The 21,201-nt window shown below is 59.6% G+C and carries 19 protein-coding genes and 1 pseudogene; 3 read left to right on the top strand and 17 right to left on the bottom strand.

Annotated features, from left to right (window positions below; genetic code table 11):
• Positions 1-26: 26 nt before the first annotated feature.
• The 10 genes from nifK to JN302_RS34050 all read right to left on the bottom strand — a co-directional run bounded on the left by nifK (position 27) and on the right by JN302_RS34050 (position 10,446).
• Positions 27-1,568, bottom strand: a complete 1,542-nt coding sequence (gene nifK, locus JN302_RS34005) for a nitrogenase molybdenum-iron protein subunit beta (RefSeq protein WP_202330538.1) — start codon at positions 1,566-1,568, stop codon at positions 27-29.
• Between the two features lie 127 nt (positions 1,569-1,695).
• Positions 1,696-3,201 carry a nitrogenase molybdenum-iron protein alpha chain gene (gene nifD, locus JN302_RS34010; RefSeq protein WP_202330539.1) on the bottom strand — a complete coding sequence of 502 codons (1,506 nt, stop codon included), beginning with the start codon at positions 3,199-3,201 and terminating at the stop codon, positions 1,696-1,698.
• Positions 3,202-3,305: 104 nt separating this feature from the next.
• Positions 3,306-4,199 (bottom strand): nitrogenase iron protein, encoded by an 894-nt coding sequence (nifH, locus tag JN302_RS34015; protein WP_010913608.1) that lies wholly within the window; start codon positions 4,197-4,199, stop codon positions 3,306-3,308.
• A 474-nt stretch (positions 4,200-4,673) separates the two neighbouring features.
• Positions 4,674-5,570, bottom strand: a complete 897-nt coding sequence (locus tag JN302_RS34020) for a bacteriophage abortive infection AbiH family protein (RefSeq protein ID WP_202330540.1) — start codon at positions 5,568-5,570, stop codon at positions 4,674-4,676.
• A gap of 9 nt (positions 5,571-5,579) precedes the next feature.
• Positions 5,580-6,521 carry a restriction endonuclease gene (locus JN302_RS34025; RefSeq protein ID WP_202330541.1) on the bottom strand — a complete coding sequence of 314 codons (942 nt, stop codon included), beginning with the start codon at positions 6,519-6,521 and terminating at the stop codon, positions 5,580-5,582.
• A 128-nt stretch (positions 6,522-6,649) separates the two neighbouring features.
• Complete coding sequence (locus JN302_RS34030) at positions 6,650-7,606, bottom strand: restriction endonuclease (RefSeq protein ID WP_202330542.1); 957 nt, start codon at positions 7,604-7,606, stop codon at positions 6,650-6,652.
• The gene (locus JN302_RS34035) at positions 7,603-8,868 is read right to left on the bottom strand and encodes a three-Cys-motif partner protein TcmP (RefSeq protein WP_202308775.1); all 1,266 of its coding nucleotides are present in this window, start codon (positions 8,866-8,868) and stop codon (positions 7,603-7,605) included. Before JN302_RS34035 ends, JN302_RS34030 begins: the two co-directional genes overlap by 4 nt.
• A 25-nt stretch (positions 8,869-8,893) precedes the next feature.
• Positions 8,894-9,682: a DUF5131 family protein gene (locus JN302_RS34040; RefSeq protein ID WP_202330543.1), complete on the bottom strand. Its 789-nt coding sequence runs from the start codon at positions 9,680-9,682 to the stop codon at positions 8,894-8,896.
• A 36-nt stretch (positions 9,683-9,718) separates the two neighbouring features.
• Complete coding sequence (locus JN302_RS34045; protein WP_019863318.1) at positions 9,719-10,150, bottom strand: PIN domain-containing protein; 432 nt, start codon at positions 10,148-10,150, stop codon at positions 9,719-9,721.
• A complete protein-coding gene (locus tag JN302_RS34050; protein WP_202308777.1) occupies positions 10,147-10,446 on the bottom strand; it encodes a hypothetical protein in 300 nt (99 codons plus the stop codon). Before JN302_RS34050 ends, JN302_RS34045 begins: the two co-directional genes overlap by 4 nt.
• Before the next feature lie 507 nt (positions 10,447-10,953).
• Between JN302_RS34050 and JN302_RS34055 the strand changes: the two genes are divergently transcribed.
• The 3 genes and pseudogenes from JN302_RS34055 to JN302_RS34065 all read left to right on the top strand — a co-directional run bounded on the left by JN302_RS34055 (position 10,954) and on the right by JN302_RS34065 (position 13,007).
• Positions 10,954-11,547 carry a DUF6088 family protein gene (locus JN302_RS34055; protein ID WP_202330544.1) on the top strand — a complete coding sequence of 198 codons (594 nt, stop codon included), beginning with the start codon at positions 10,954-10,956 and terminating at the stop codon, positions 11,545-11,547.
• A pseudogene (locus JN302_RS34060) lies at positions 11,540-12,540 on the top strand (nucleotidyl transferase AbiEii/AbiGii toxin family protein). Before JN302_RS34055 ends, JN302_RS34060 begins: the two are co-directional and overlap by 8 nt.
• An 80-nt stretch (positions 12,541-12,620) precedes the next feature.
• Entirely contained in the window at positions 12,621-13,007 is a 387-nt protein-coding gene (locus JN302_RS34065) for a 3'-5' exonuclease (RefSeq protein ID WP_172234340.1), read from the top strand.
• 44 nt (positions 13,008-13,051) lie between these two features.
• Here the strand turns inward: JN302_RS34065 and JN302_RS34070 are convergent, their stop codons facing one another.
• From JN302_RS34070 to JN302_RS34100, 7 genes are all read right to left on the bottom strand, one after another.
• Positions 13,052-13,912, bottom strand: a complete 861-nt coding sequence (locus JN302_RS34070) for an ABC transporter permease (protein ID WP_010913601.1) — start codon at positions 13,910-13,912, stop codon at positions 13,052-13,054.
• Positions 13,909-14,850, bottom strand: coding sequence for an ABC transporter permease (locus JN302_RS34075; RefSeq protein WP_172374760.1), 942 nt, complete (start codon positions 14,848-14,850; stop codon positions 13,909-13,911). Before JN302_RS34075 ends, JN302_RS34070 begins: the two co-directional genes overlap by 4 nt.
• Complete coding sequence (locus JN302_RS34080; RefSeq protein WP_199201504.1) at positions 14,850-15,809, bottom strand: ABC transporter ATP-binding protein; 960 nt, start codon at positions 15,807-15,809, stop codon at positions 14,850-14,852. Before JN302_RS34080 ends, JN302_RS34075 begins: the two co-directional genes overlap by 1 nt.
• Entirely contained in the window at positions 15,806-16,837 is a 1,032-nt protein-coding gene (locus JN302_RS34085; protein ID WP_202330545.1) for an ABC transporter ATP-binding protein, read from the bottom strand. Before JN302_RS34085 ends, JN302_RS34080 begins: the two co-directional genes overlap by 4 nt.
• Positions 16,838-16,842: 5 nt before the next feature.
• On the bottom strand, positions 16,843-18,375 hold the full coding sequence (locus JN302_RS34090) for an ABC transporter substrate-binding protein (RefSeq protein WP_244846094.1): 1,533 nt from the start codon (positions 18,373-18,375) through the stop codon (positions 16,843-16,845).
• Between the two features lie 220 nt (positions 18,376-18,595).
• Entirely contained in the window at positions 18,596-19,387 is a 792-nt protein-coding gene (locus JN302_RS34095; RefSeq protein WP_010913596.1) for a DeoR/GlpR family DNA-binding transcription regulator, read from the bottom strand.
• A 54-nt stretch (positions 19,388-19,441) separates the two neighbouring features.
• Entirely contained in the window at positions 19,442-21,148 is a 1,707-nt protein-coding gene (locus tag JN302_RS34100; RefSeq protein ID WP_202330547.1) for a pyridoxal phosphate-dependent aminotransferase, read from the bottom strand.
• Between the last annotated feature and the right edge of the window lie 53 nt (positions 21,149-21,201).

Raw genomic sequence — 21,201 nt, forward strand, 5'->3', positions numbered from 1 at the left:
GGCCTCGGCGAAAAGCCGGCACGGGCTTAGCGGGTGAGGTCATAGGAATAATCCGTCACGCCCGTTTCGCTCGTCTCGCGATCGAGCTTGTCGAATATCTTGTCGAGGATCGTCGTCAACACGCGTAATCCACCCTGGTAGCCCATGAGGGGAAAGCGATGGTGATGGTGCCGGTCGAAGATTGGAAACATCAGCCGGATCAGCGGCGTGCCGGTGTCGCGCTCCAGATACTTGCCATAGGAATTGCCAATCAGCAGGTCCACCGGCTCTGTAAACAGCAGCGAGCGCATTGCCCAGAGATCCTTGCCCGCCCAGACCTGGGCATCCTGGCCGAAAGACGAGGATGCAAGCAATTCCTTCATCTCGGCCTCCCAGGCCGATGTGCCGTTGGTCGCGAGGCAATGTGTCGGCTCGCCGCCGGTCTCCATGACGAAGCGGGCCATGGCGTAGACGAAGTCCGGATCCCCATAGATTGCGTACTTCTTGCCGTGCAGCCATGACTGGCTGTCCGCCATGGCGTCAACCAGTCGGCCGCGCTCCATCCGGATTGTCTCGGGGATCTCCTGGCCGGAAATTGCCGAGACCTTCATCAGGAATTCGTCGGTCGCCTGGACACCCAGCGGATAGTGGAAGGATGCCGTCGCCTGCCCGACCTCGTTGCAATATTCCAGCGTCTTGCGGGTGTTGTAATGCTGCAGCGACAGCGTCGCCTCCGCGTTGAGTGCCCCTTTCACGTCTTCGATCTTGGTGCCACCGTCATACATGCGGTATTCGCCGTCCGACGGCGTGTCGAACTGGTCTGAGGCGTCCTGAATGACGGTATAGGTGACACCCATCAGGTCGAGGAGGCTTTTGAGTTCCCGGTTGTTTCCGACGCAGAATCCGTCGAAGCCTGGAATGATGTTGATGGTCCCAGCGGCTTGCGAGCGCTCGCTGCCCTTCCAGAAATGCTCCAGCACGCCCTTCACCATGCCGTCGTAGCCATCGACATGGCTGCCGACGAAGGCAGGCGTATGAGCGAAAGGCACGTCGAAGTCGCACGGGACCGAGCCTTCGTTCTTGGCGTTCTCTATGAAGCTGCGCAGGTCGTCGCCAATGACCTCGGCCATGCAGGTGGTCGAGACGGCGATCATCTTGGGGTCGTAGAGCTTGTAGGTATTGGCGAGCCCGTCGACCATGTTCTTCAGGCCGCCAAACACTGCCGCGTCCTCGGTCATCGAGGAGGAAACCGCTGACGAAGGCTCCTTGAAATGTCGCGACAAATGCGAGCGGTAGTAGGCAACGCAGCCCTGGCTACCGTGGACGAAAGACATGGTGCGCTCGAAGCCCGCGGCCGCGAACACCGCACCGAGCGGCTGGCAGGCCTTGGCGGGGTTTATGACGAGCGCCTCGCGAGCGAGGTTCTTTTCGCGGTATTCCCAAGTTTTGGTCAATTCGCGTTGATCGGTGACGATCTGATCAGGGTGCGGACATTCGAAATTCAGTTTCTTCTCGGCAAGCATTTGTCTGTATTCCGGCTCGCGGAACAGGGGAGCATGGTCGAGAACTTTTTCGGCCGATTGCGGCATGGTGGTCACCTTTTCCATCTGGCCGCGGCAAGCGGCAGCACAGGGACATCGAAACTTTGAAGGGCCTCCGCGGATCGAGTGCCCCCGAGCATTTATCGGCCTCCCTGCCTGGCAGGGAGGCCAGTCCTCATTCGGCGGCGACCGCCCTCAGCGGTGCGTCCTTCATCTTTTTCCACGGCGCGCGGTAGAGACCCCAGACCGGGTTGTTGATGGCCAGATCCATGTCGCGGGCGAAGATGGCGAAGCCGTCATAGCCGTGATACGGGCCGGAGTAGTCCCAAGAGTGCATCTGGCGGAACGGGATGCCCATCTTCTGCACCGGGTATTTCTCCTTGATACCGGAGCCAACGAGATCAGGGCGGATGCCTTCGATGAACTTCTCCAGTTCGTAACCGGTGACGTCGTCATAGAGGAGCGTGCCATTCTTCACGTAATGGCCGGTGCGCTGGTAGTCGTCGTTGTGGGCGAACTCGTAGCCGGTGCCGACGATCACCATAGCGAGGTCCTCGTAGGCAGTGATGACGTGACGAGGACGCAGCCCGCCGACATAGAGCATCACCGTGTTGCCTTCGAGGCGCGGTCGGTACTTGGCGATGACGGCATCGACCAAGGGCCGGTACTTGGCGATGACCTTTTCGGTCTTCTCCTCGATTTCCGGGCCGAAATGCTTGGCGATGTTGCGCAGGGAGGCCTCGATCTGGGTGGGGCCGAAGAAATTGTATTCCATCCAGGCGATGCCGTACTTTTCCTCCATGTGCCGGCAGATGTAATTCATCGACCGGTAGCAGTGGATCAGGTTGAGCTTGGCCTTGGGAGCGCGCTCTATTTCGGCGAGTGTGGCGTCGCCCGACCAGTTGCCGACCACCCGAAGCCCAATCTCTTCGAGCAGGATTCGCGAGGCCCAGGCATCGCCGCCAATGTTGTAGTCGCCGACGACGTTGACGTCGTATGGGCCGGACTCGAACGCGACATCGTCCTTGTCGAAGACCCAATCGCGGATCGCATCATTGGCAATGTGGTGGCCGAGCGATTGTGAAACGCCGCGGAAACCTTCGCAGCGCACCGGTACAATCGTCTTTTCGTGCTCCTTGGCTTTCTTGCGCGACACGGCCTCGATATCGTCCCCGATCAGGCCGATCGGGCATTCGGACTGCACCGAGATGCCGCCACTGAGCGGAAACAGGTCCTCGATCTCGTCGATGATCTTTTCCAGCTTCTTGTCGCCGCCGAAAACGATGTCCTTCTCCTGGAAGTCGGAGGTGAACTGCATTGTCACGAACGTGTCGATACCCGTCGTGCCGACGTAATAGTTGCGGCGTTGCGACCAGGAATATTGCCCACAGCCGATCGGCCCGTGCGAGATGTGGACCATATCCTTGACTGGACCCCACACCACGCCCTTGGAGCCGGCATAGGCGCAGCCGCGGATTGTCATCACGCCCGGAATGGATTTGATGTTCGATTTGACGTCGCATTCGGAAAGGCCCTTGTCCTCCCCGCCGGCCTCGTCCTTGCTCGTTGCGACACTGAGGTGCTTCTTGCGACGCTTCGCCGCCTTGTCTGGATATTGGGACAGCACGTCTTCGATAAGCTTCGCATGCAAAGCGCCGTCATTCTCATAGTCGAGGCCCATGGGACCTGCCCCTTTCAAGGTTCGGGTAACGCCTCGCCAACGAGGCCTTGTTTCGTAGAAAGGGGCGCCAGGTCACGGTCGGCGCCCCCTGTCGGTAGCGGCAGTTACTGAGCGACGGCCAATTTCGCTTCCTTGGCCTGAAGCTCGGCAAGCATTTGCTCGTCCGTCTTCATGATGCCGAAGTCGAGCAGCATGTCCTCGAGCTCCTCCATGGTGATTGGGGTCGGGATGGTGCCCTGGCCCGAATTGCCATGGATCTTCTCGGCCAACGCGCGGTACTCCCCTGCCTGTTTGGAGTCCGGCGCATACTGGATTACCGTCATCTTCCTCAGTTCGGCGTGCTGGACGATGTTGTCGCGCGGCACGAAGTGGATGAGCTTGGAATTGAGTCTGGCGGCCAGCGCCTCGGAGAGGTCGAGCTCGCGGTCGGTCTGGCGCTCGTTGCAGATCAGCCCCCCGAGCCGCACGCCGCCCGAATGGGCGTATTTCAGGATACCCTTGGCGATGTTGTTGGCGGCATAGAGCGCCATCATCTCGCCGGACATGACGATGTAGATCTCCTGGGCCTTGTTTTCGCGGATCGGCATCGCGAAGCCGCCGCACACCACGTCGCCCAGCACGTCGTAGGAGACATAGTCGACATTGTCATAGGCGCCGTTCTCCTCGAGGAAGTTGATCGAGGTGATGACGCCGCGGCCGGCGCAGCCGACACCCGGCTCGGGGCCGCCGGACTCCACACACTTGATGTCTTTGTAGCCGATCTTGAGCACGTCCTGGAGTTCGAGGTCTTCCACAGAACCTTCCTGGGCGGCGAGATGCAGAACCGTATCCTGCGCCTTTGCGTTCAGGATCAGGCGGGTGGAGTCGGCTTTGGGGTCGCAGCCGACGATCAGGATTTTCTGTCCGAGGTCGACCAGGGCGGCTAGCGTATTTTGAGAGGTGGTGGACTTGCCGATGCCTCCCTTTCCGTAGAATGCGATCTGACGCAGACCTGACATGTTGCTTCCTTCCTTCTTTCCATCCATAGCGGTTACCGCGACTTCAATGCCGGTCGGCAGATCCCGCCGCCTCGCACCGATCGTTTCAAAACTCGTGCCAATTTGGCCGGCTGGATCGAAGAAGAAATTTTATGATTGCTTTTCAGCTGTTTAACATTTGGCAAAAATATTAAATTGGCTAAATAAACTTGTGTCGCGGGCCCGACAAAGGCGACAGGAGATGTCGGACGGCGTTGAGTGAGACGTCGGCCGCGGAGCCCGGAAAGAAGCTAGTTGTCAAAATCTGATGGAGTAGATGCCCCCTCGCGTCTTCACCCCGATTTGGTCGGTTTGCCCGTCGGGATTGTAGCTCGGCCATCGGGCGCCACGTCGGATAATTTCGCGGGTCAGGCCTGGACTAAAGCAAGGGTCGTATGGCAGCCACAGCGGTCTGGTCGCTGAAAAGGGGACATTCTTGGAAAGGATCAGAATTGTTCAGAAATCGATCAAACGTGCGAGGCTTATAAGACCAGGATCAATTCCCAGCTCCGACATTGGAGCCTGCGCCGCCGCTGGATTACTGTGATAACTAACCTTCCACGTCACCGTTGTTGCATTGATGTGCTTGGTTATTTCCTCGAGATATGGCGCGTCCACCTCCGAAAGGGAGTGTCCCATGACGAGGATTCGACGCACTGATCTCAGGCTATGGAAGAACGGCTGCTGCTGCAGGATGATTTTGTCGGTCGGCTTGAACGTCGCCGAAAAATAGTCGTCGACGATCCTGTTGCCCTCAAGGACGCGTGTGTCCGCAGCCTCGACATCGACGCCGTGATTGAGGGAGTCCGCCAAAGTGCGCTGCCATGCATGGCCGAGCACGAGTTGGTCAGTAGAGCTACTGGCTTGCCCGTGAATGTGCAGAACCTGGCTATCGGCAATTCCATAAGCCTTCTGAAGTGTCGGCGTATAATTGAAGTTGAGATAACGCGCGGTCGGGTCGAGCGGTAAAGGTTTGCCGGTGAATGAATTGGCTGCGGGGATGCGAAGCTGTCGAATCCAATCGGCGAACCGTCCACGCATTGTAGAAGAAATAGCCTCGACGACGCGGTTCAGTTCACACTGATAGTCGTGATGGCCTGAATCACTCCAGTCCTCCGCTCCATAGGACATGAGAAATTGAGAGGCATAGTCAATAACCGTGTCGACATCGAAGTCGGCCAGCCTCGCCTCGAATTCCCACCAGAACGCGTCGTCGACTGCAAAATATGTCTCGACTTCGCGATAGGTGGCCAGATCGACTTCCTTGAGATATCGGCCGAAGTCCAGGTAATCCGATGGAATATCGTGATAGCGGTCAAAGCCATTGCCGATGATGTATAACGTGTCGCTCATCAGCCTGCTTTATTCCAGAGTTACGCTGAAGCTCGGATATGGCTTTCGAAATGCAGTAAGGACGCGATCGCGGGCGTGGTCCATTTCCCGGGCAGCGGCATCGGTCAACATGAAGGTCGGACAGGACGGATCGCCACAGCCGCACGGCCTGATCGCACCGATTGAAAGCAAGGTTTTATAGCGGCGACGAAGGTGATCTAGTTCACGCACCGTCGCTTCGAGGGCCGATCGGACGCTTGGATCACGGATGTGATGCAACGAGGGAAGGCGATGGATTTCTACGCCTTCACGGGTTTGCCAGATGCCGGTGCTAAGCACGCGAATGGTGTCTTCGACGGCCTGTAGGAAGGCTGGAAGGTTACTCTCCTGCTGAAAGGGTGTTCGAAAGGCCGGTCTATCGAAGGCCCGCGCAAGCATCGCCAGTGTCTGGTCATCGGTAATAGCCGAGAACCGGTCAACGAAATCGCGCAGTTCAGCCGCGGTGTCGGGAAAGGGGACCCCTTCGACCAAACGTCGAAGGAGGAACTCGGCGCGGAGCCTCAGATGTTCTTCAAACTCTGAGCCCGACCAAATCGTGACGCGAGCCACTCCCAGCTTGTTGGCCGCAGCTTTCACTTCGTCCCGCCCCTGAGCGGAGACGCTGCATCGACAAACAAACTTAAAGGTCGCCGGGCGCCCGAACGCAGCACCGATTGCCGCTGACATATCCTTCTCGGCCTTTGTCTGAGTAAGACTTGCGCGGTTTACGCATTGAATGACAGTCCGTTCGTCCGGCCGGTCGTCGAATGGCCGAGTGCCGACGATGTCTCGCCCTTGATCGCTGCCGGTCTGGCCGTACCAGGCGAGGTCGGTCCATCCCTCACAGAGGTGATAGGCAAAGACAAGTCGTTCGAACTCGGACCCACTGAAATCCTCGAAATGAATCGGTCGAACTGTCTGGGCGATACTCATAGAGATCCCTTCCTGGGACGCACGCCCCTAGCCAGGACCCTCACAGCAGATTGTCCGATTGCTGCGCATGTGCAGGGTCGGGCGGGGGCACAAACTGGTCGATGTTTTTCAAAAGGCAATGTGTGTTGCTATTTCTCGGCATCAAGCCAATTGCTTCCTGTTCGCAGATCGGCGGGATCCTCGGAGTCTTTTGGGATCTGGAGGGAGATGCGCCAATCGTTCGTTTTTCGCCGGCGCGAGTCGAATTCGACGCGCTGGATCGCGGCCATCTCGTCGGATGCGTACTCGACCTTGTGCGCCGCATCGAGAGTGATCTGCTCGGCCTCTATCCAAAGCGCGACCGTCAGTAGGACGTCACCGAGCACGCAGGGGCCGTCGGCGGTGGTGAGGGTGACTGAGCCGGGATAAGGAAAGCATGCGGTGCGGAACGCAGGCGGTTGCGCCTTTTGAATGCCGTCAAACGGATCTGCAGCCCCTTGGATTTGGTGCCACAGATCAGTTAGAGACCAAGTTGTGTCGGACTCGGTGTTGCGAAAGATCGGCGCGAGCGGGTCAGTATCCTCCGGTAAAGTAAAATCCACGTCCTGCGGACTGGGAACTTTCCAATCGAGCGAACGGAATCTCCGGATGCCGATCCGTGCAATGCCGCAGGCCCTATGCCAAAAGAGCACAAAGTCCAGTCGCAACAAGATCGAGTTGATTTCCGCAACCGTAATTTCCGAAATTTTCCGCAGGGAAATGCCCGCATGAGACGCGGCAATCTGAGCCTCCGGGGAAAAGCCAGATGCGGCGACGGCAATGGTTCGATCCGCGCCAATCGAAGACTTCTTTGTGGCTAGCTGCTCGATCCAGGTGACATCCTGCAGCCTTGATCTGCGTCGACATTCGATTGTGACAAGCATTTCGGTCGTGCCGACTTTGGCACGAATGCTGGCATCCACTTCCCTCAGCCGACCTGTGAGCTTGCAACGCAGACGATCCGGTGACTTGACGATCAGCCCCCGGGGGCCTGCGTCGGCCTCGATCCGCGCGATCAGGCGTTCGAATTCGCGCCATTCGGGATCCCGATGTCGGTTCGCGGTCATTCTTTTGGACCGCCTCTTGTTCCGGCATTCAGGAACATTGGGAAGAAGCTGATCTGCTTCTTCATTTTGATGACGTCATCAACGCCAATCGTATTGGCCTTCCGTCGCTCCCCGCCGGCGGGTGTTATCACCTCAAGGTCTGGGTTTTCGATGATCGCTGCATGGACATCGTCGGCGTGCGCCGGGGTAATGTTGTATATGCTTTCGTAGAAGTCCATGACAGGCATGGCGTCTCCGCATTCCATGATCAGGCGCGGAATGTCTCCGAGAAGCTGGTTCTTTGCCGATACGCGACCGCTGATGTCGAAGAGGTAGAGCATGCCTTCATCATGCTTTGGATCGTAGGAGAGCATGTTGAGGCCGGATCGACCGAAGTGTGCCTGTAAGCTGGCGTTGTCGTGAAGAATGTTGTTGTAGACCTGCCTTGCCCGATAGGCATTCGCAAAGTGGATCAGCCAGTACCGCCACCCGCCGGGATTATTGATCGAGAACGGGCTGACATAGGGGGCGCACAATCGGAAAGCGTCAAAGACGATTTTCTCGGCTGTGCCGAGCCAGTCCTTTTGGCTCATTAACGCATCGAGCGCCTGGATATCGTTGCTCGTCAGCCCGAGATGATCGAGCTGGGCGCGAAGCCGCTCCGGCTGGTCCTTTTGAAGGAATGCGAGCAGCGAACTGATGACGAAGGTGTAGAAAATCTCAGCCGCGGGATAAGAGTGCATAATGTCGAGGATGGTGTTCCGCTCGACATGGCTGTGACCGCATTGATCGAGGTTGAAGATGACGCTCCGATAGCGGCCTTGCCCCAACAGGCTCTTGATATCGGGATAAGCGGCTTCGAAGAACTCGTTCAGATATTCGACCCGCAGATGCAGCTTGGGGCAGCTCTGGCTAGCCTCTGCTTGCATCGGTGCGACATGCGTCTTCAGAAGTTCGATCGCATCGCGGTTGGCGTCGTTGAATACGAGGAGGCATTCGACTTCGACAGCGCCAAGCCCTTGGACGGCGCGCTGCGTGTTCACAGCCTCGACTGCTCGTTTTAATTCCTCGATGAAAATCAACGGCGATCCAGGTGAGCCGCACTGGTAGCGCCCGCCGCCAGCGAAACCGTCGACGATCGCGAGGCGAAATCGCTCCTGCTGAGGCAGCCTACAGCGGACCGTCAGGTAGTCGAATACATATTCTCGCAAAATTTTATGTTTGCGGCGAGAGTGTTCCTCCAGCTTTGCTCCGTCGGCCCATTCATATCGTTTTTCGACCACTTTGCTCCCCCCGACGGATGTTGTTCTACATTGTAACCGTGCCTTGCTGGGTGGTCGGCATCTCGTCCCAGGTCCGGCCCCGATACTCGCGCCCGTTGGCCTTCTTGGAACGCTTTTTGTTATCCTTGCCCCAGGTTCCCCACTGCTTGAAGAAGAAGGCGGTACCGGCCGCCAGGCATTGGCCGTAAATTTCGTCGATCCATTCTTCCCTGATCGGTCGAGCGGATTTGCCGCTTTCACCGCCCACGATGGCCCAATGGATGTCGCGGAGGTCGACGGCGCCAACCGATCCAATGAGAGGCTCAAAAGAGATGAAGCGAATGGCTGCGGGCGCCTGGCGGAGATAGTCGACTCGACTCACGACGTTCGAGTCTTCAATGCTAGTGCCCAGCCAGACATTGGGCAGGATGTCGCCCAACCGCGAGGCGACGAGAGCTGCCATTCGCCCGGGACGCTTAGTAAGGATTTGATAGTTGTGGCGCGGGGTCTCGCGCATGACCTTCCAGACCTCAAGGATGAATTCGTCGCTGACACCCTCGTGGAAGAGGTCGCTCATAGAGTTTACGAAGATTTTCCGCGGTTTCTTCCATCCGTAGGGCATGGCCAGCGCCTTGCGATCTTCCCGCACGACGCCATTCCACACCGTGCGCTTTCCCGTCTTACGGGTAAGTCCCGCATATTTTGCGATGCCCATGGCCTCAAGGCGTTTGGCCATTTCCATAGCATAACAATGGGTGCAGCCTGCGGTGACGATGGAGCATCCTGCGACGGGGTTCCAAGTGGAGTCTGTCCACTCTATCTGAGTTTCAGCCATCTTGCCCTCCCGAGCATTCCTTGACCCCACGCCGCATCAGACCGCTCCGCGTATCGGATTGACGACCTTGAGCCCGGCAAAGTCTTTTTCGTTATCTGTTACCAGCACGCACTCGTTCGCTCCGGCGACAGCGGCGATGATCATGTCGAGCCCGCTGCGCGGCTTGCCGGCCGCTTTTCCTCCTGCCATCAGCCGCGCCCAGATCAGCCCTGCCTTGTCGTCGAACGAGAGGATGCGGCCCGCAAACAGCGCCTGCGGCCCCTCAGGCCCAGAGAACCACTTGTCGAGTGCGTCGCGTTTTTTCCCGCGCGGCTTCTCCAGAACCCCGCGAAGAATTTCCGCAACGGTCAGCGAAGCGATGAACAAATCCTCGTCTCGCTGTCTCGACATCCATGCCAGGAGCGATTCCGACGGCTGCGATTTCACGACATTGCTGATGATGTTGGTATCGAGGAGGTAGCGTGTCACAGGTCGATCTTCCGTCCCTCTTCATGGGGGCGGGAAAGATCGAGGTCAGCTCCCACCAGCGGCGAACGACGCAATGCGGCGAGAATCCCGCCAAGCTTGGGTGGCTCGCCGGCGATGGTCTGGCTGACAGCAGCGCGCAGGCTAGAGGCATCCGGTCCATCTTCGGCCAGGCGGCGAGCCAAAGATCGAATGAGGTCGCGATCGACATCGCGGCCAAGCACCTCGAAGCGCGCCAAGCCGCGCTCGCTGAGGCGAGATCGATAGTTTTGAATGGCGCGTTTTTGCGAGCTGCCCATAGTTACCTCCGACTTATTTCCAGTAATATAACCAGAATGCTGGGTTTGATCAAGGTGCAGGCAGTCCGGGCAGTGCGCTCTTTCGGTTGAATGGGATCGGTGGACGCGTGATATATGTTTACGCGACGGTACTTTTTGACCAGCGTCGAGCAGGCCGCCGGCCGACGCGAGGTGTAAAGATCGTCCGATGTGGTGCCGATGGTTGGCGAAACCTCAAAAAAATCTTTCTGGCAATTTTCCCTTTGAAATCAAAAGCGTAACTTTTTTACGACCTCAGCGTCGGATTTTTTGCGCTGACAAGAGAAATATCTCGGCGCCGACCAGAGGGCCTCGGCCCCAGGACGGGCGAGGCTCGTTCGGAGAACGGCGCGAAACAGGGATTGGTCGATTCGCGCGGCGATGATTGACCACAAGGCCTGCTGGACGGGTTCCGCGTGCAGGTGCCCGTCGCTCCCCGCCTTGCAAAACTGTCAGAAAATCGCATACATTTCTGACAGGAGTATGGCCATGCAACGGTTGACCGAACAGATTCTTGCGCACGCGAAAGGGCTGCCAGAGGGCACGCCGGTCGCAGCTAAGAGCTTGCTTCACCTGGGGAATCGCGCCGCGGTGGATCAGGCATTGTCGTGTCTAGCCGAGCGGACGCAGTTGATCCGGGCGGGTCGCGGCGTCTATCTCCTTCCGGTCACGAGCAGGTTCGGCACCCGGGCTCCCTCCGTGGAGCAAGCGGTCGAGGCGCTTGCCAGCCAGCGCGGGGAGATCATCGTCACCAGTGGGGCCGTTGCCGCCAACACCCTCGGTCTCACGAGACAGGTGCCGGTCCGGTCGGTCTATCTGACTTCCGGCCGCACCCGGAAGATGAGCCTCGGCAAGCAGGTCGTCGAGCTTCGCCACGCGCCTCGTTGGCAGCTCGCCATGGCGCATCGGCCCGCTGGCGAGGCGGTGCGAGCGTTGGCTTGGCTTGGGCCGGGAAAGGCTGAGGCCGCCCTCCAGACACTGAAGCGGAAACTCCCGCCGGGCGCCTTCAGCGAGTTGGTCGCGGTAGCGCCGCAGCTTCCGACCTGGATGGCGCGCAGCGTGGGCAAGGCCGCACATGGCTGATCCCTTTCTCCACCTCCCGATCGAGGATCGGCGGGAGGCGCTCGGCGTCGCGGCCGATCGGTCCGGCAGGCCGGCGCATCTCCTCGAGAAGGACGTGTGGGTGGTCTGGGCGCTCGCCACCTTTATGGCTCGGCGCTCGGCAAGGGCGGCACGTCGCTGTCCAAAGCCTATCAGGTTATCCAGCGGTTTTCCGAGGACGTCGACCTAACATACGACATCCGGCCGATTGCACCCGACTTGGTGGGCGACGACGGCGAAGCGTTGCCGGAGACCCGTAGCGAGGAAAAACGCTGGTCCAGTGAGGTGCGTAAGCGCCTGCCCAATTGGGTTGAAGGAAGCGTTCAGCCGATCATCGCAGATGCGCTCGCGGCTGAAGCTTTGGCGGCCGCCATCCGCGTCGAGGGCGAGAAGCTGTTCATCGATTACGAAGCCGCGACGCCTGGCTCCGGCTATGTGGCGCCGAGCGTGATGCTCGAATTCGGAGCACGATCGACGGGCGAGCCCGCGAGCTTGCGCGACATCGCCTGCGACGCGTCTGGCCTGATCGAGGGCGTGACCTTTCCCACGGCTCGTCCACGCGTGATGCATGCGGAGCGAACCTTCTGGGAGAAGGCGACGGCCATCCATGTCTTCTGCCTGCAGGAGCGCCGGCGCGGCGATCGCTTTGCTCGTCACTGGCACGATGTCGCGCGGTTGGACGAAACCGGTTTTACCCCGTCCGCCTTTGCTGATCGCGATCTGGCGAACGCAGTGGCGCGCCACAAGACCATGTTCTTCGCCGAGAAAGCGCCCGATCGAACGCCCATCGATTACGCGGCGGCTGTCAACGGCGGTCTGCGGCTTGTGCCCGCAGGCGATGGTCTGAAGGCGCTTGAAGAGGACTACGCCCGCATGGTCGACGACGGGCTTCTTCTGGAAGACGCGGAGCCTTTCGAAGCGCTGATGGCGCGATGTGCCGATATCGCCGAGCGAGCCAATTACATCCGCGAATAGAAAAAACTGGGGGGGCGGCGCCGTGCGAATTTCGCGGATCAAAATTACAAACTTCGCCAATCGGCGCGCTGCGGGCGGGAATGCTCGATGCGCTGATGGCGGCAGAGCCAAGCCTCGCCGATCAGCGCGAACAGGTGGTGCGCATGTCGGCGGCGCTCGCTGTCGGCGGGCCGCTCGCCGACCTGGATCTGGCGAGCCTCGGTGGACGCGACGCGTCGCCTCTCCATCTTAATCTGTTGACGCCGCACTCGGCAAAGGGCTGCGAAGATGATGTCGTGATCATGGTGGGACTCGATCTGGGCGGTTTGCCCTGGCGCAACGAGCAGCCGGCGGCGCGACGCGAAAGCCGACGGCTGTTCTATGTTGGCCTGACGCGGGCCCGCGACGAGATCCATATGCTGTATTCCGGTTACGTCGATACCGGCCGCGGGCGAAGGTTCGGCACCCCGTCCCGTGCAAGAGCGTAGCCGTCGACAAGTGTGGAGATCAGCTCCTTTGCATTGGGAAACCGTTATTTGAGGGTCGGGTCGAGCTTATCGCGCAACCAGTCGCCGAGGACGCTAACGGCAACGGCCGTGATGACAATGACGAGGCTTGGAGCGAGCAGCATCCAGGAGGCGCGGGTGATATACTCGCGGCCGGCCGCGACCATGACACCCAGGCTGGTCATCGGCGGTTGAACGCCGAGGCCGAGGAAGGAGAGTCCGCTTTCCACCAGGACGATTTCCGGAAAGGTCACCGTCGCCGCCACGAGAAGCGTCGCCGCGCTGTTGGGCAGGATATGCCGCAGATAGACACGCAGCGGATGGGCGCCGAGTTGGCGCGTTGCGCTCGCATAGCCCTGCGCGCTGGCGGTGATTGCCAGTCCTCGTGCCAACCGCGCATTCCGCTCCCAGCCATAAAGTCCCATCAGGGCGACGAACAGCGTCAGCGAATTACCGAAACAGGCGAGCATTGCCAGCGCCACGATTAGAAATGGTAGCGAAGCCTGTACGTCGATCATTAGCAGCAGGGCATGCTCGACGAGCCCGCGGAAATACGCGGCGATGAAGCCAATCCCGGTACCGACCAACACGCTGATCGCAGTGGCGCCGAAGGCGACCAGCAAGCTGGTGCGGATCGAGTAGAAAAGACGCGAGGCCACATCACGGCCCAGATCGTCGGTTCCCAGGACGTGTAGCATCGTTCCGCCAAAGCCGACGGGCGGCGCCAGGCGATGGCGCAGGTCGATGGAAGTGATCTCATGGGGAGCCATCAGCGGCGCGGCGAGCGCCGTGAGGAGCATGAGGAGAACCCAGCCCACAGCAAGGAGTGTCGGCAGGTCCACCGAGCGAGGCGGCGGACGGTTGGTTTTTACAGTTGCCGTTTTCATTGCGATCCTGAGTTTGTTCCACGCAAGCGCGGATCGAACACGCCATAAAGCAGGTCCATCAGCAGGTTGGCCGACGTCATGGTCAGCGCCACGAGAAGGAGGATGACCTGCACCACGGCGAGATCACGGTTCGCAACCGAAACCACCAGCAATTGGCCGATGCCGGGCCAGCCGAAGACGCTTTCCACCAGTACGGCGCCCGCGACCTGGCCGCCGAGCATCAGGCCGAACAGCGTCAGCACAGGAATGATCGCATTCGGAAAGGCATGGTGGCGAACCACCTGCCGCCACGTCACGCCCTTGGCGCTGGCCGCCACGATGTAGAGCTGCGACAGAACTTCGATCATGGCGCTACGCGTGAAGCGCGCGATAATGGCCGCCCCGCCCAAACCAAGCGTGAGCACCGGCAGTACGAAGCTTTCCGGCCGATCCGCGCCGCCGGACGGGAACAGGCCGAGCGTCACGGAAAAAATCAGGATCAGCAATAGCCCGAGCACGAAGCTTGGCACGGTGAAGCCGAACACGGTCAGCATCATCACCGATCGGTCGACCCAGGTGTCGCGATGCATGGCGGCGTAGGCGCCGACCGGAATGCCGATCAGCATCGTGAGCGCCAGTGCCGGCAGCATCAGCGCCAATGTCAGGGGCGCGCGCTCGAACACAAGCTGCAGGGCCGGTTTTCCAGCTAGCATGGAATTCCCGAAATCGCAGTGAAGTGCCGCCAGGACATAGCGGACATATTGCACATACAGAGGCTGATCGAGTCCCCAATGCCGGCGAAACGCCTCAAGATCCGGGGCGCGGGCGCTGGGACCGAGTATCTGCAGCGCCGGGTCTCCAGAGGCCCGCAGCACCACGAATGTAAAGGTCACCACGATCAGGATCGACAGGCCGGCACGCAGGACCTTGGGGCCGGCGAAACGAAACACAGCACTCATCAATGCCTCACCAAATGGCAGGCGACCTGCCGTTCCGATCCTAGCGGCAGGAGTTCGGGCAGGCTCTGGCGGCAGACATCGCGCGCAAGTGGACAGCGTGGATGAAACGGGCATCCGCTCGGCCGATCGGTGGGGCTTGGCGGTTCGCCTGGCAACGCCACATAATGATCGAATCCCCCCGGAAGCCTCGGCATGGCCGAGACGAGCGCCTGCGTATAGGGATGGGCGGGTTGATCGATAATGGCGTCGGCGCGCCCCTGTTCGACGACGCGGCCAAGATACATGACGACGATCCGGTCGCTGACATGGCGAACGACCCGCAAGTCATGGCTGATGAACAAGAGGCCGAGCCCGAGCTCCTGCTGAAGATCCATGAGCAGATTGACGATTTGCGCCTGGACGGACACGTCGAGCGCCGAGACCGGCTCATCGCAAACCAGAAGCGAGGGTTTTGGCGCGAGCGCCCGGGCAAGCACGACGCGTTGGCGCTGGCCGCCGGAAAGCTGATGCGGATAGAGCACGCCATGGTCTTCGCCGAGGCCGACGCCGTGGAGAAGCTCGGCCACACGTTGCTTGCGGCTTGCCGGATCGCCAATCCCGTGAATCGCCAGCGGCTCGGCGATGAGAGCGCTGACAGTCATTCGGCGATCAAGCGCTGCCAAGGTGTCCTGAAAGACCAGCTGCATCTGGCGCCGCTGCGCGCGCCACCTGTTGCTGTCGATGCGCGGCAGCGGCAAACCCTGAAACAGCACACCTCCGCTGTCCGGCGGCTCCAGACCGAGCGCAATATGGCCGGTGGTGGACTTGCCGCATCCGGATTCGCCGACAATGCCGGTCGTCCGGCCCATCTCGACATCCAGCGACACGCCATCGACTGCAACAAGATATTTCCGCGGTCCGTAGAGTGGCGAGCCGAGCGGAAAGCGACGGGTGATGTTGTTGAGACGCAGCAGGGTCATTGATACGTGCCGGCGTCCAAACGAAGGCAACGCACCGAATGCCGCGCGGCGACCTGCCGCGGTTCCGGTCGGCTCGTGCGACATGCCGCGATCGCGTGCCGGCAGCGCGGCGCATAGGCGCATCCCGGCGACAGATTGCGTTGTGGCGGCGCGCCGGCAATGGCGGTCAACCGCATGCGCGGACCGTGCGAGGGCGGAATGGCACCGATCAGGTCGCGTGTATAGGGGTGCTGCGGCGCGGTCAGAAGCGTGTGTTTCGGTGCCGTTTCGACGATCTGGCCCGCATACATGACGCATGCCCGGTCACAGACGGCCGCCACCGCGGCGAGATCATGGCTGATCATGACCAGCGCCATGCCTGTGTCGCGTTGAATATCTTTGAGCAGCAGCAGGATCTGCGCCTGCACGGTAGCGTCGAGCGCGGTCGTTGGCTCATCGGCGATCAGCAGTTCGGGCCGGCCGGCGAGCGCGATGGCAATCATCACCCGCTGGTTCTGGCCGCCCGACAGTTCGTGGGGGTACGCGTTGAGCCTGCTTGCCGCAGCGGCTATCCCGACCTGGTCGAGCAGGCGGCAGGCCTGGGCACGGGCGGCGGCACCGCTGAGGCCACGGTGCAGGCGAAGCGCTTCGGTGATCTGCGCGCCGATGCGATGCACCGGGTTCAGCGCGCTGGCCGGATCCTGGAAGATCATGGCAATGCGTCCGCCGCGCACCCGATCCAAAACGGATTGTCGTGCGCCCACAAGATCGAGATCACCAATCCTGGCCTCGCCCCCGATCTCGGCGGATTTCGGCAGCAGGCCAAGAACCGCCCGCCAAGTCACGGACTTGCCGCAGCCGGATTCGCCAACGATACCCAAGGCCTCGCCTTTGTTCACAGCGAGATCGACACCGTGCAGCACAGGCACATCGCCGAACGCCACCCTCAAGCCAGCAATGCTGATGGCAGGTTTGGTGGCGGAAGCCCCGACGCCATGAGCCGGCAACAGCGCGGCGCCCGCGCTGTTCTGGAAGGACTTGTGCAGCATGGAACTCAGGCCACCGGCTCAGGCGGCATCTTCGGACCGAGATACATTTGCGGCAACGGGTTGGGCTGCCAGCTGACATCCGCCTGCTGCCCATAGATAAAGGGCATGGAATGCAGCGGCGTGATGCAAGGGTCCTCGATCTCGACAATGTCCTGCATCCGTTTGAAGGCCGCCTGGCGCTTGGCGAGATCGGTCGTCGTTTCAAGCTCGTGACCGCGCGCGTTAAACTCGGCATTGGTCCAGCCACCTGTTGACTGGAGGTCATTGGTCGGACCGATAATCTGCCACAGCATGGAAACGGGATCGGCGTAGAAGGCGCCGCCGGACGTGTCATTGATGCCGCCAATGTCGCCGACCTGCGTCCAGTTTTCACACATGATCAGCTTGACGTTGATTCCGGCAGCCTTCCACATCTCGACAAGCGCCTGGTTCTCGGCGAGCTGCATCGGATAATAGGTGCCGACGGAAGGGTATGGGATTTCCTCACCTCTGTAGGATGACTTGGCGAGCAGTTCCTTGACCTGCGCCGGATCATAGGACACCCCCTTGCGGTTGGGGTCGTTGATCTCGCCGAAGATCGGTAGCTGCCAGCTGGTCAGCGCTTTCGCCCGGCCGTCCCAGAGGCCGTCCGCCAGCGCACCGCGATCGATAGCGAGAGCGAGCGCGCGACGCAGATCGACATCTTTCAGGATGGGAGTCCTTAGCGGAGCAAATGTGAGAAAGCGGAACCACATGGCTTCGCCACCAACGATCGAGAGGCCGTTGACACCCTCAATTTCGGCAATGTGGTCCGGAGTGATGTCTGTGACGATATCGTAATCGCCCGACTTCAGTCCGGCGATGCGCGCGGCGATTTCCGGCAGCCGCTTGAAGCGGATCGAGGCAAACGGCGGCTGGCCTCCCCAATATTCGTCGTGCGCCACCAGTGTGATTTCGTCCCCATTGCGGACCTCGCCGATCTTGTAAGGGCCGGTGCCGATCGGCTTCGCCGCCCAGGCGTCATAGCTGCTGGCGCCAGCCCGTGCTCTGGCGCTGATGATCTGCGTGCCCCACGCGCCGAGCCGCTGGGCAAAGACCGGATCCTCTGTCCTGGTGATCAAACGGACAGTGCGATCATTGATCTTCTGCACATCGGCAAGCGAGGAGAGGAAGTTGGCAAACACGGCCGCGCCCGGCGCATTTTCGCCGCGCAGTCGATCCGGCCCGAGCGAGAAGACAACGTCATCCGCCGTCATTGTGGAACCGTCATGAAACTTCACATTGTCGCGCAACCTGATCTCATGGATCGTGGCGTCAATTTGCTTCAATGATGTCGCGAGCGCGAAATTCAGGCGAAAATTGTCGTTGTAGTCGGTCCGTAAAAGCTGATCGAAAATGCTGTATTGCACCCGCCAGGAAACGTTGGCGATGGAGGAACCGTCCACCGGTTCCAGAATTGTGCGCAGGTCCTGAACGGCAATATTGAGGTTCGGCCGCCGGCCGGCTGCCGCCATGATCGTGTTCGGCAATGCTATTGCGCCAGCCGCCATGGCGCTCATGCCGAGAAATCTGCGACGTGTCGTTTGCATATCAAAATCCCCTCTCTTTCAGTCGGGATGACAATCGGAGCGAATGAAATCCGCTCCCGAGACGGGATGAGACATAGCGCGGTTATGTGACGGTTTTTTGCATGTTTGAGACGGATTGTGTTGGTTATTGAAATCAAAAGGAAAAAAATGTTTCACGATTGGGGCAGCCGTGCGGGCTGAAAGAAGAGGATCAAGTAGAGACCAGTGCGGGGTTGTGACGGTTTTGCGGATATAGAACTTCAACACCGGCGGCTTCGATCTTGTCCAGCATGTCCGATGCAGGCCTCCGGTCGGTGATGATCGCGGTAATCGCCGAATGGGGCAGGATGCGGTAGCGCGCCGACAAGCCGAATTTGCTGTGATCGGCGAGAATGACAATTTTCCGTGCTTGCTCGCAGAGCGTCGCAGCAAGCTCCTGTCCGACCTGTTCATGGTCGAAGACGCCATTCGGATGCACCGCATTGACGCCGATAAATGCGACGTCGATCTGCTGTTCGCGGAGTGTACGCAAGGCGGTGAATCCGCTTACGGTCCGGAAATCGACATTGAAATCGCCCCCCAGCATGACAACGCGATGCCGATGGCCTTCGGCCGCGGCGATGGCAGTATCGACCATGTTGGTGACGACGCGCATTTCCGGGAGGGCCGATATGCGGCTGGCCAACGACAGAATGGTGCTGCCGCCCCCGAAAAAGAGATTCTGACCGGGCTTCAGAAGACCCAGGGCGATCTCAGCGATGGTGCTTTTTTCCGCGCGCTCGGAAACAGCTCGCGATGAGATGGCCAGCAGCTTTGGCTGTTGCGTTGCGACCGCGCCACCATGGACCCGTGCGACCAAGCCATCCTGCTCGAGCCGTTTGATATCCCGCCGCGCAGTCTCTTCTGAAATATTGAACCGCTGCATCAAATCTCGGATGCGCACTTCGCCATTCGCCTGGATGATTTCAACGAGCCTTTTATGACGATTGTAACTAAGCGACATGCTTCTCTCTCTCGCGGCATTCGAAAAAAGACTATTCAGTTCGCTGCGCAAATGTCACGTCAGGGCGTCACTCTCAGAGGCCGTTGAGCGGCTTAAGGTGCGCCGCAGAGCTTTTGCCAGCCTTTCGTTTTCCGTCCGACTTCGAACCGTCAGGCGCAGATATCGATCTGCGTCGTTCATGGCTTGATAGCCGCATTCTCTTACGAGGACGGATTCGAACAGAACGAGGCGGCGCTTGAGCTCGGCAGCGGATACCGAATTTTCAGGCAGCCGGCACAAGATGAAATTCGTTTGCGAAGGTACGACGTCGAGGCCCGGTACCGTCCGCAGCTCCTCGATGAACAGCTCTCTATCTTCTCGCAACATGTCTAGACTGTGTTCCAATTCCTCTGCGAATTCGGGAAGCAGGAACAGTGTGTATTCCGCAATGCCGTTAATGTTCCACAGCGGCAGTTTCCGGCGCACGGCGGCAACGAGGGTGGGATCGCCAGCCATGAGGTAGGCGAGCCGGATTCCGCCAAGTCCGAAGACCTTTCCAAGGCTCTTCACCACGATCAAATTGGCACAGGACGGAACCAGATTCTCAACGCTGTTTGGTCGGCCATCAGCGGGAAAATCAATGAACGATTCATCCACGATCAGCCGTCGCCCTCGAGATCCTAGGGCCTCCGCCAGCCATGCCACGTCAGCATGATCAACAAGTCGACCGGTCGGATTGTTTGGATTTACAACGATTGCCGTATCCGCGCCTGTCGCCAGTACGAATTCCAGGAAAGCTCGAACGTCGAGATCGAAATAGGGCGGGGTGAGGACGAAGTTGTTCTTTTGTTCGTCATCGAGAGGTGTTTGAAAGCCGGCGAACGTCGGCACGGGAATCGCGATTGTTGGGTTCAGCGTTGAATAGAGCGCCTGGATGAGGTCGGTCACCCCGTTTCCGACTGCAATAAAGTCCGGCTGCTGCGAGGTCATCGTGCCAACAACTGAAGCGATATCGATCTGCTGAGAAGGATAGCATGTCAACACGCCTTCGAGCCTCGCCGCCAGCCGATCGTAAAAAGTCTTGGGAGGGAAGCGGGTATTGCAAAGAAGCATGTGCTCGGCGATTGGCTTGCGCCAATAACCTCCGACGCTCGTTTCCAGACGCCGCAGCACGTTCTCCTTGTCACACCGAAATTCCGCGATGGATGCGTCGACACCGTCGCAAATATCGAGCAGCTTGGAGCCGGCAGTCAGCACATTGCCAGGCAACGCTACGTCCAGCTGGGACAGGCCCGCGACTAACCTGCTGAAGGCCTGATGCAGAGATGCCGCGGCGCGGCTTTCGGCCAGAAGATTGCGTAGAACATCAGCACTCAATCGATAAATCCCGGTCGGCGCGTCGGGCCGCCAAGCGGAGCCGCGCAAACCCTTGTTGGTATTGATACCGTCAAGAACCTCACTGTCGAAAAGCGGTGTTCCCCATATCAGGAGAGTATCGCCATCATGTTGGCGGAACTTCTCAATGAGATCGCCGTCATGCGCGTCGTGCCACGAAAGCGTATTTGTGCTGTCCTGCAGGCGGAACCCATCGAATGTGCCGCTACTCAAGTTTTCAACGAGAGTGACATCGTCAATGCCGTTTTCGACACAGGCGTTGACGAGACGGTCCAAGAGCGGCTGACCGTTGATAGGAACCAACGGTGCATCGTAGCTGCCACTCCACAGATGTATTTTTGGCCCTGCGAAATCGAGGATAAAAATAGCACGGGTCGTATCGGCCATCTCGGACTCCTTTCTTCTGAAGGAAGCAAAAAGAGCGCGTAGAAGCGCCCATT

The sequence above is a fragment of the Mesorhizobium sp. L-8-3 genome (assembly GCF_016756615.1).
Classification (GTDB): Bacteria; Pseudomonadota; Alphaproteobacteria; order Rhizobiales; family Rhizobiaceae.

Coding starts and splice junctions, on each gene's coding strand:
- nifK (WP_202330538.1), bottom strand. CDS start 1,568: ATGCCGCAATCGGCCGAAAAAGTTCTCGACCATGCTCCCCTGTTCCGC.
- nifD (WP_202330539.1), bottom strand. CDS start 3,201: ATGGGCCTCGACTATGAGAATGACGGCGCTTTGCATGCGAAGCTTATC.
- nifH (WP_010913608.1), bottom strand. CDS start 4,199: ATGTCAGGTCTGCGTCAGATCGCATTCTACGGAAAGGGAGGCATCGGC.
- JN302_RS34020 (WP_202330540.1), bottom strand. CDS start 5,570: ATGAGCGACACGTTATACATCATCGGCAATGGCTTTGACCGCTATCAC.
- JN302_RS34025 (WP_202330541.1), bottom strand. CDS start 6,521: ATGAGTATCGCCCAGACAGTTCGACCGATTCATTTCGAGGATTTCAGT.
- JN302_RS34030 (WP_202330542.1), bottom strand. CDS start 7,606: ATGACCGCGAACCGACATCGGGATCCCGAATGGCGCGAATTCGAACGC.
- JN302_RS34040 (WP_202330543.1), bottom strand. CDS start 9,682: ATGGCTGAAACTCAGATAGAGTGGACAGACTCCACTTGGAACCCCGTC.
- JN302_RS34050 (WP_202308777.1), bottom strand. CDS start 10,446: ATGGGCAGCTCGCAAAAACGCGCCATTCAAAACTATCGATCTCGCCTC.
- JN302_RS34055 (WP_202330544.1), top strand. CDS start 10,954: ATGCAACGGTTGACCGAACAGATTCTTGCGCACGCGAAAGGGCTGCCA.
- JN302_RS34065 (WP_172234340.1), top strand. CDS start 12,621: ATGCTCGATGCGCTGATGGCGGCAGAGCCAAGCCTCGCCGATCAGCGC.
- JN302_RS34070 (WP_010913601.1), bottom strand. CDS start 13,912: ATGAAAACGGCAACTGTAAAAACCAACCGTCCGCCGCCTCGCTCGGTG.
- JN302_RS34075 (WP_172374760.1), bottom strand. CDS start 14,850: ATGAGTGCTGTGTTTCGTTTCGCCGGCCCCAAGGTCCTGCGTGCCGGC.
- JN302_RS34080 (WP_199201504.1), bottom strand. CDS start 15,809: ATGACCCTGCTGCGTCTCAACAACATCACCCGTCGCTTTCCGCTCGGC.
- JN302_RS34085 (WP_202330545.1), bottom strand. CDS start 16,837: ATGCTGCACAAGTCCTTCCAGAACAGCGCGGGCGCCGCGCTGTTGCCG.
- JN302_RS34090 (WP_244846094.1), bottom strand. CDS start 18,375: ATGAGCGCCATGGCGGCTGGCGCAATAGCATTGCCGAACACGATCATG.
- JN302_RS34095 (WP_010913596.1), bottom strand. CDS start 19,387: ATGTCGCTTAGTTACAATCGTCATAAAAGGCTCGTTGAAATCATCCAG.
- JN302_RS34100 (WP_202330547.1), bottom strand. CDS start 21,148: ATGGCCGATACGACCCGTGCTATTTTTATCCTCGATTTCGCAGGGCCA.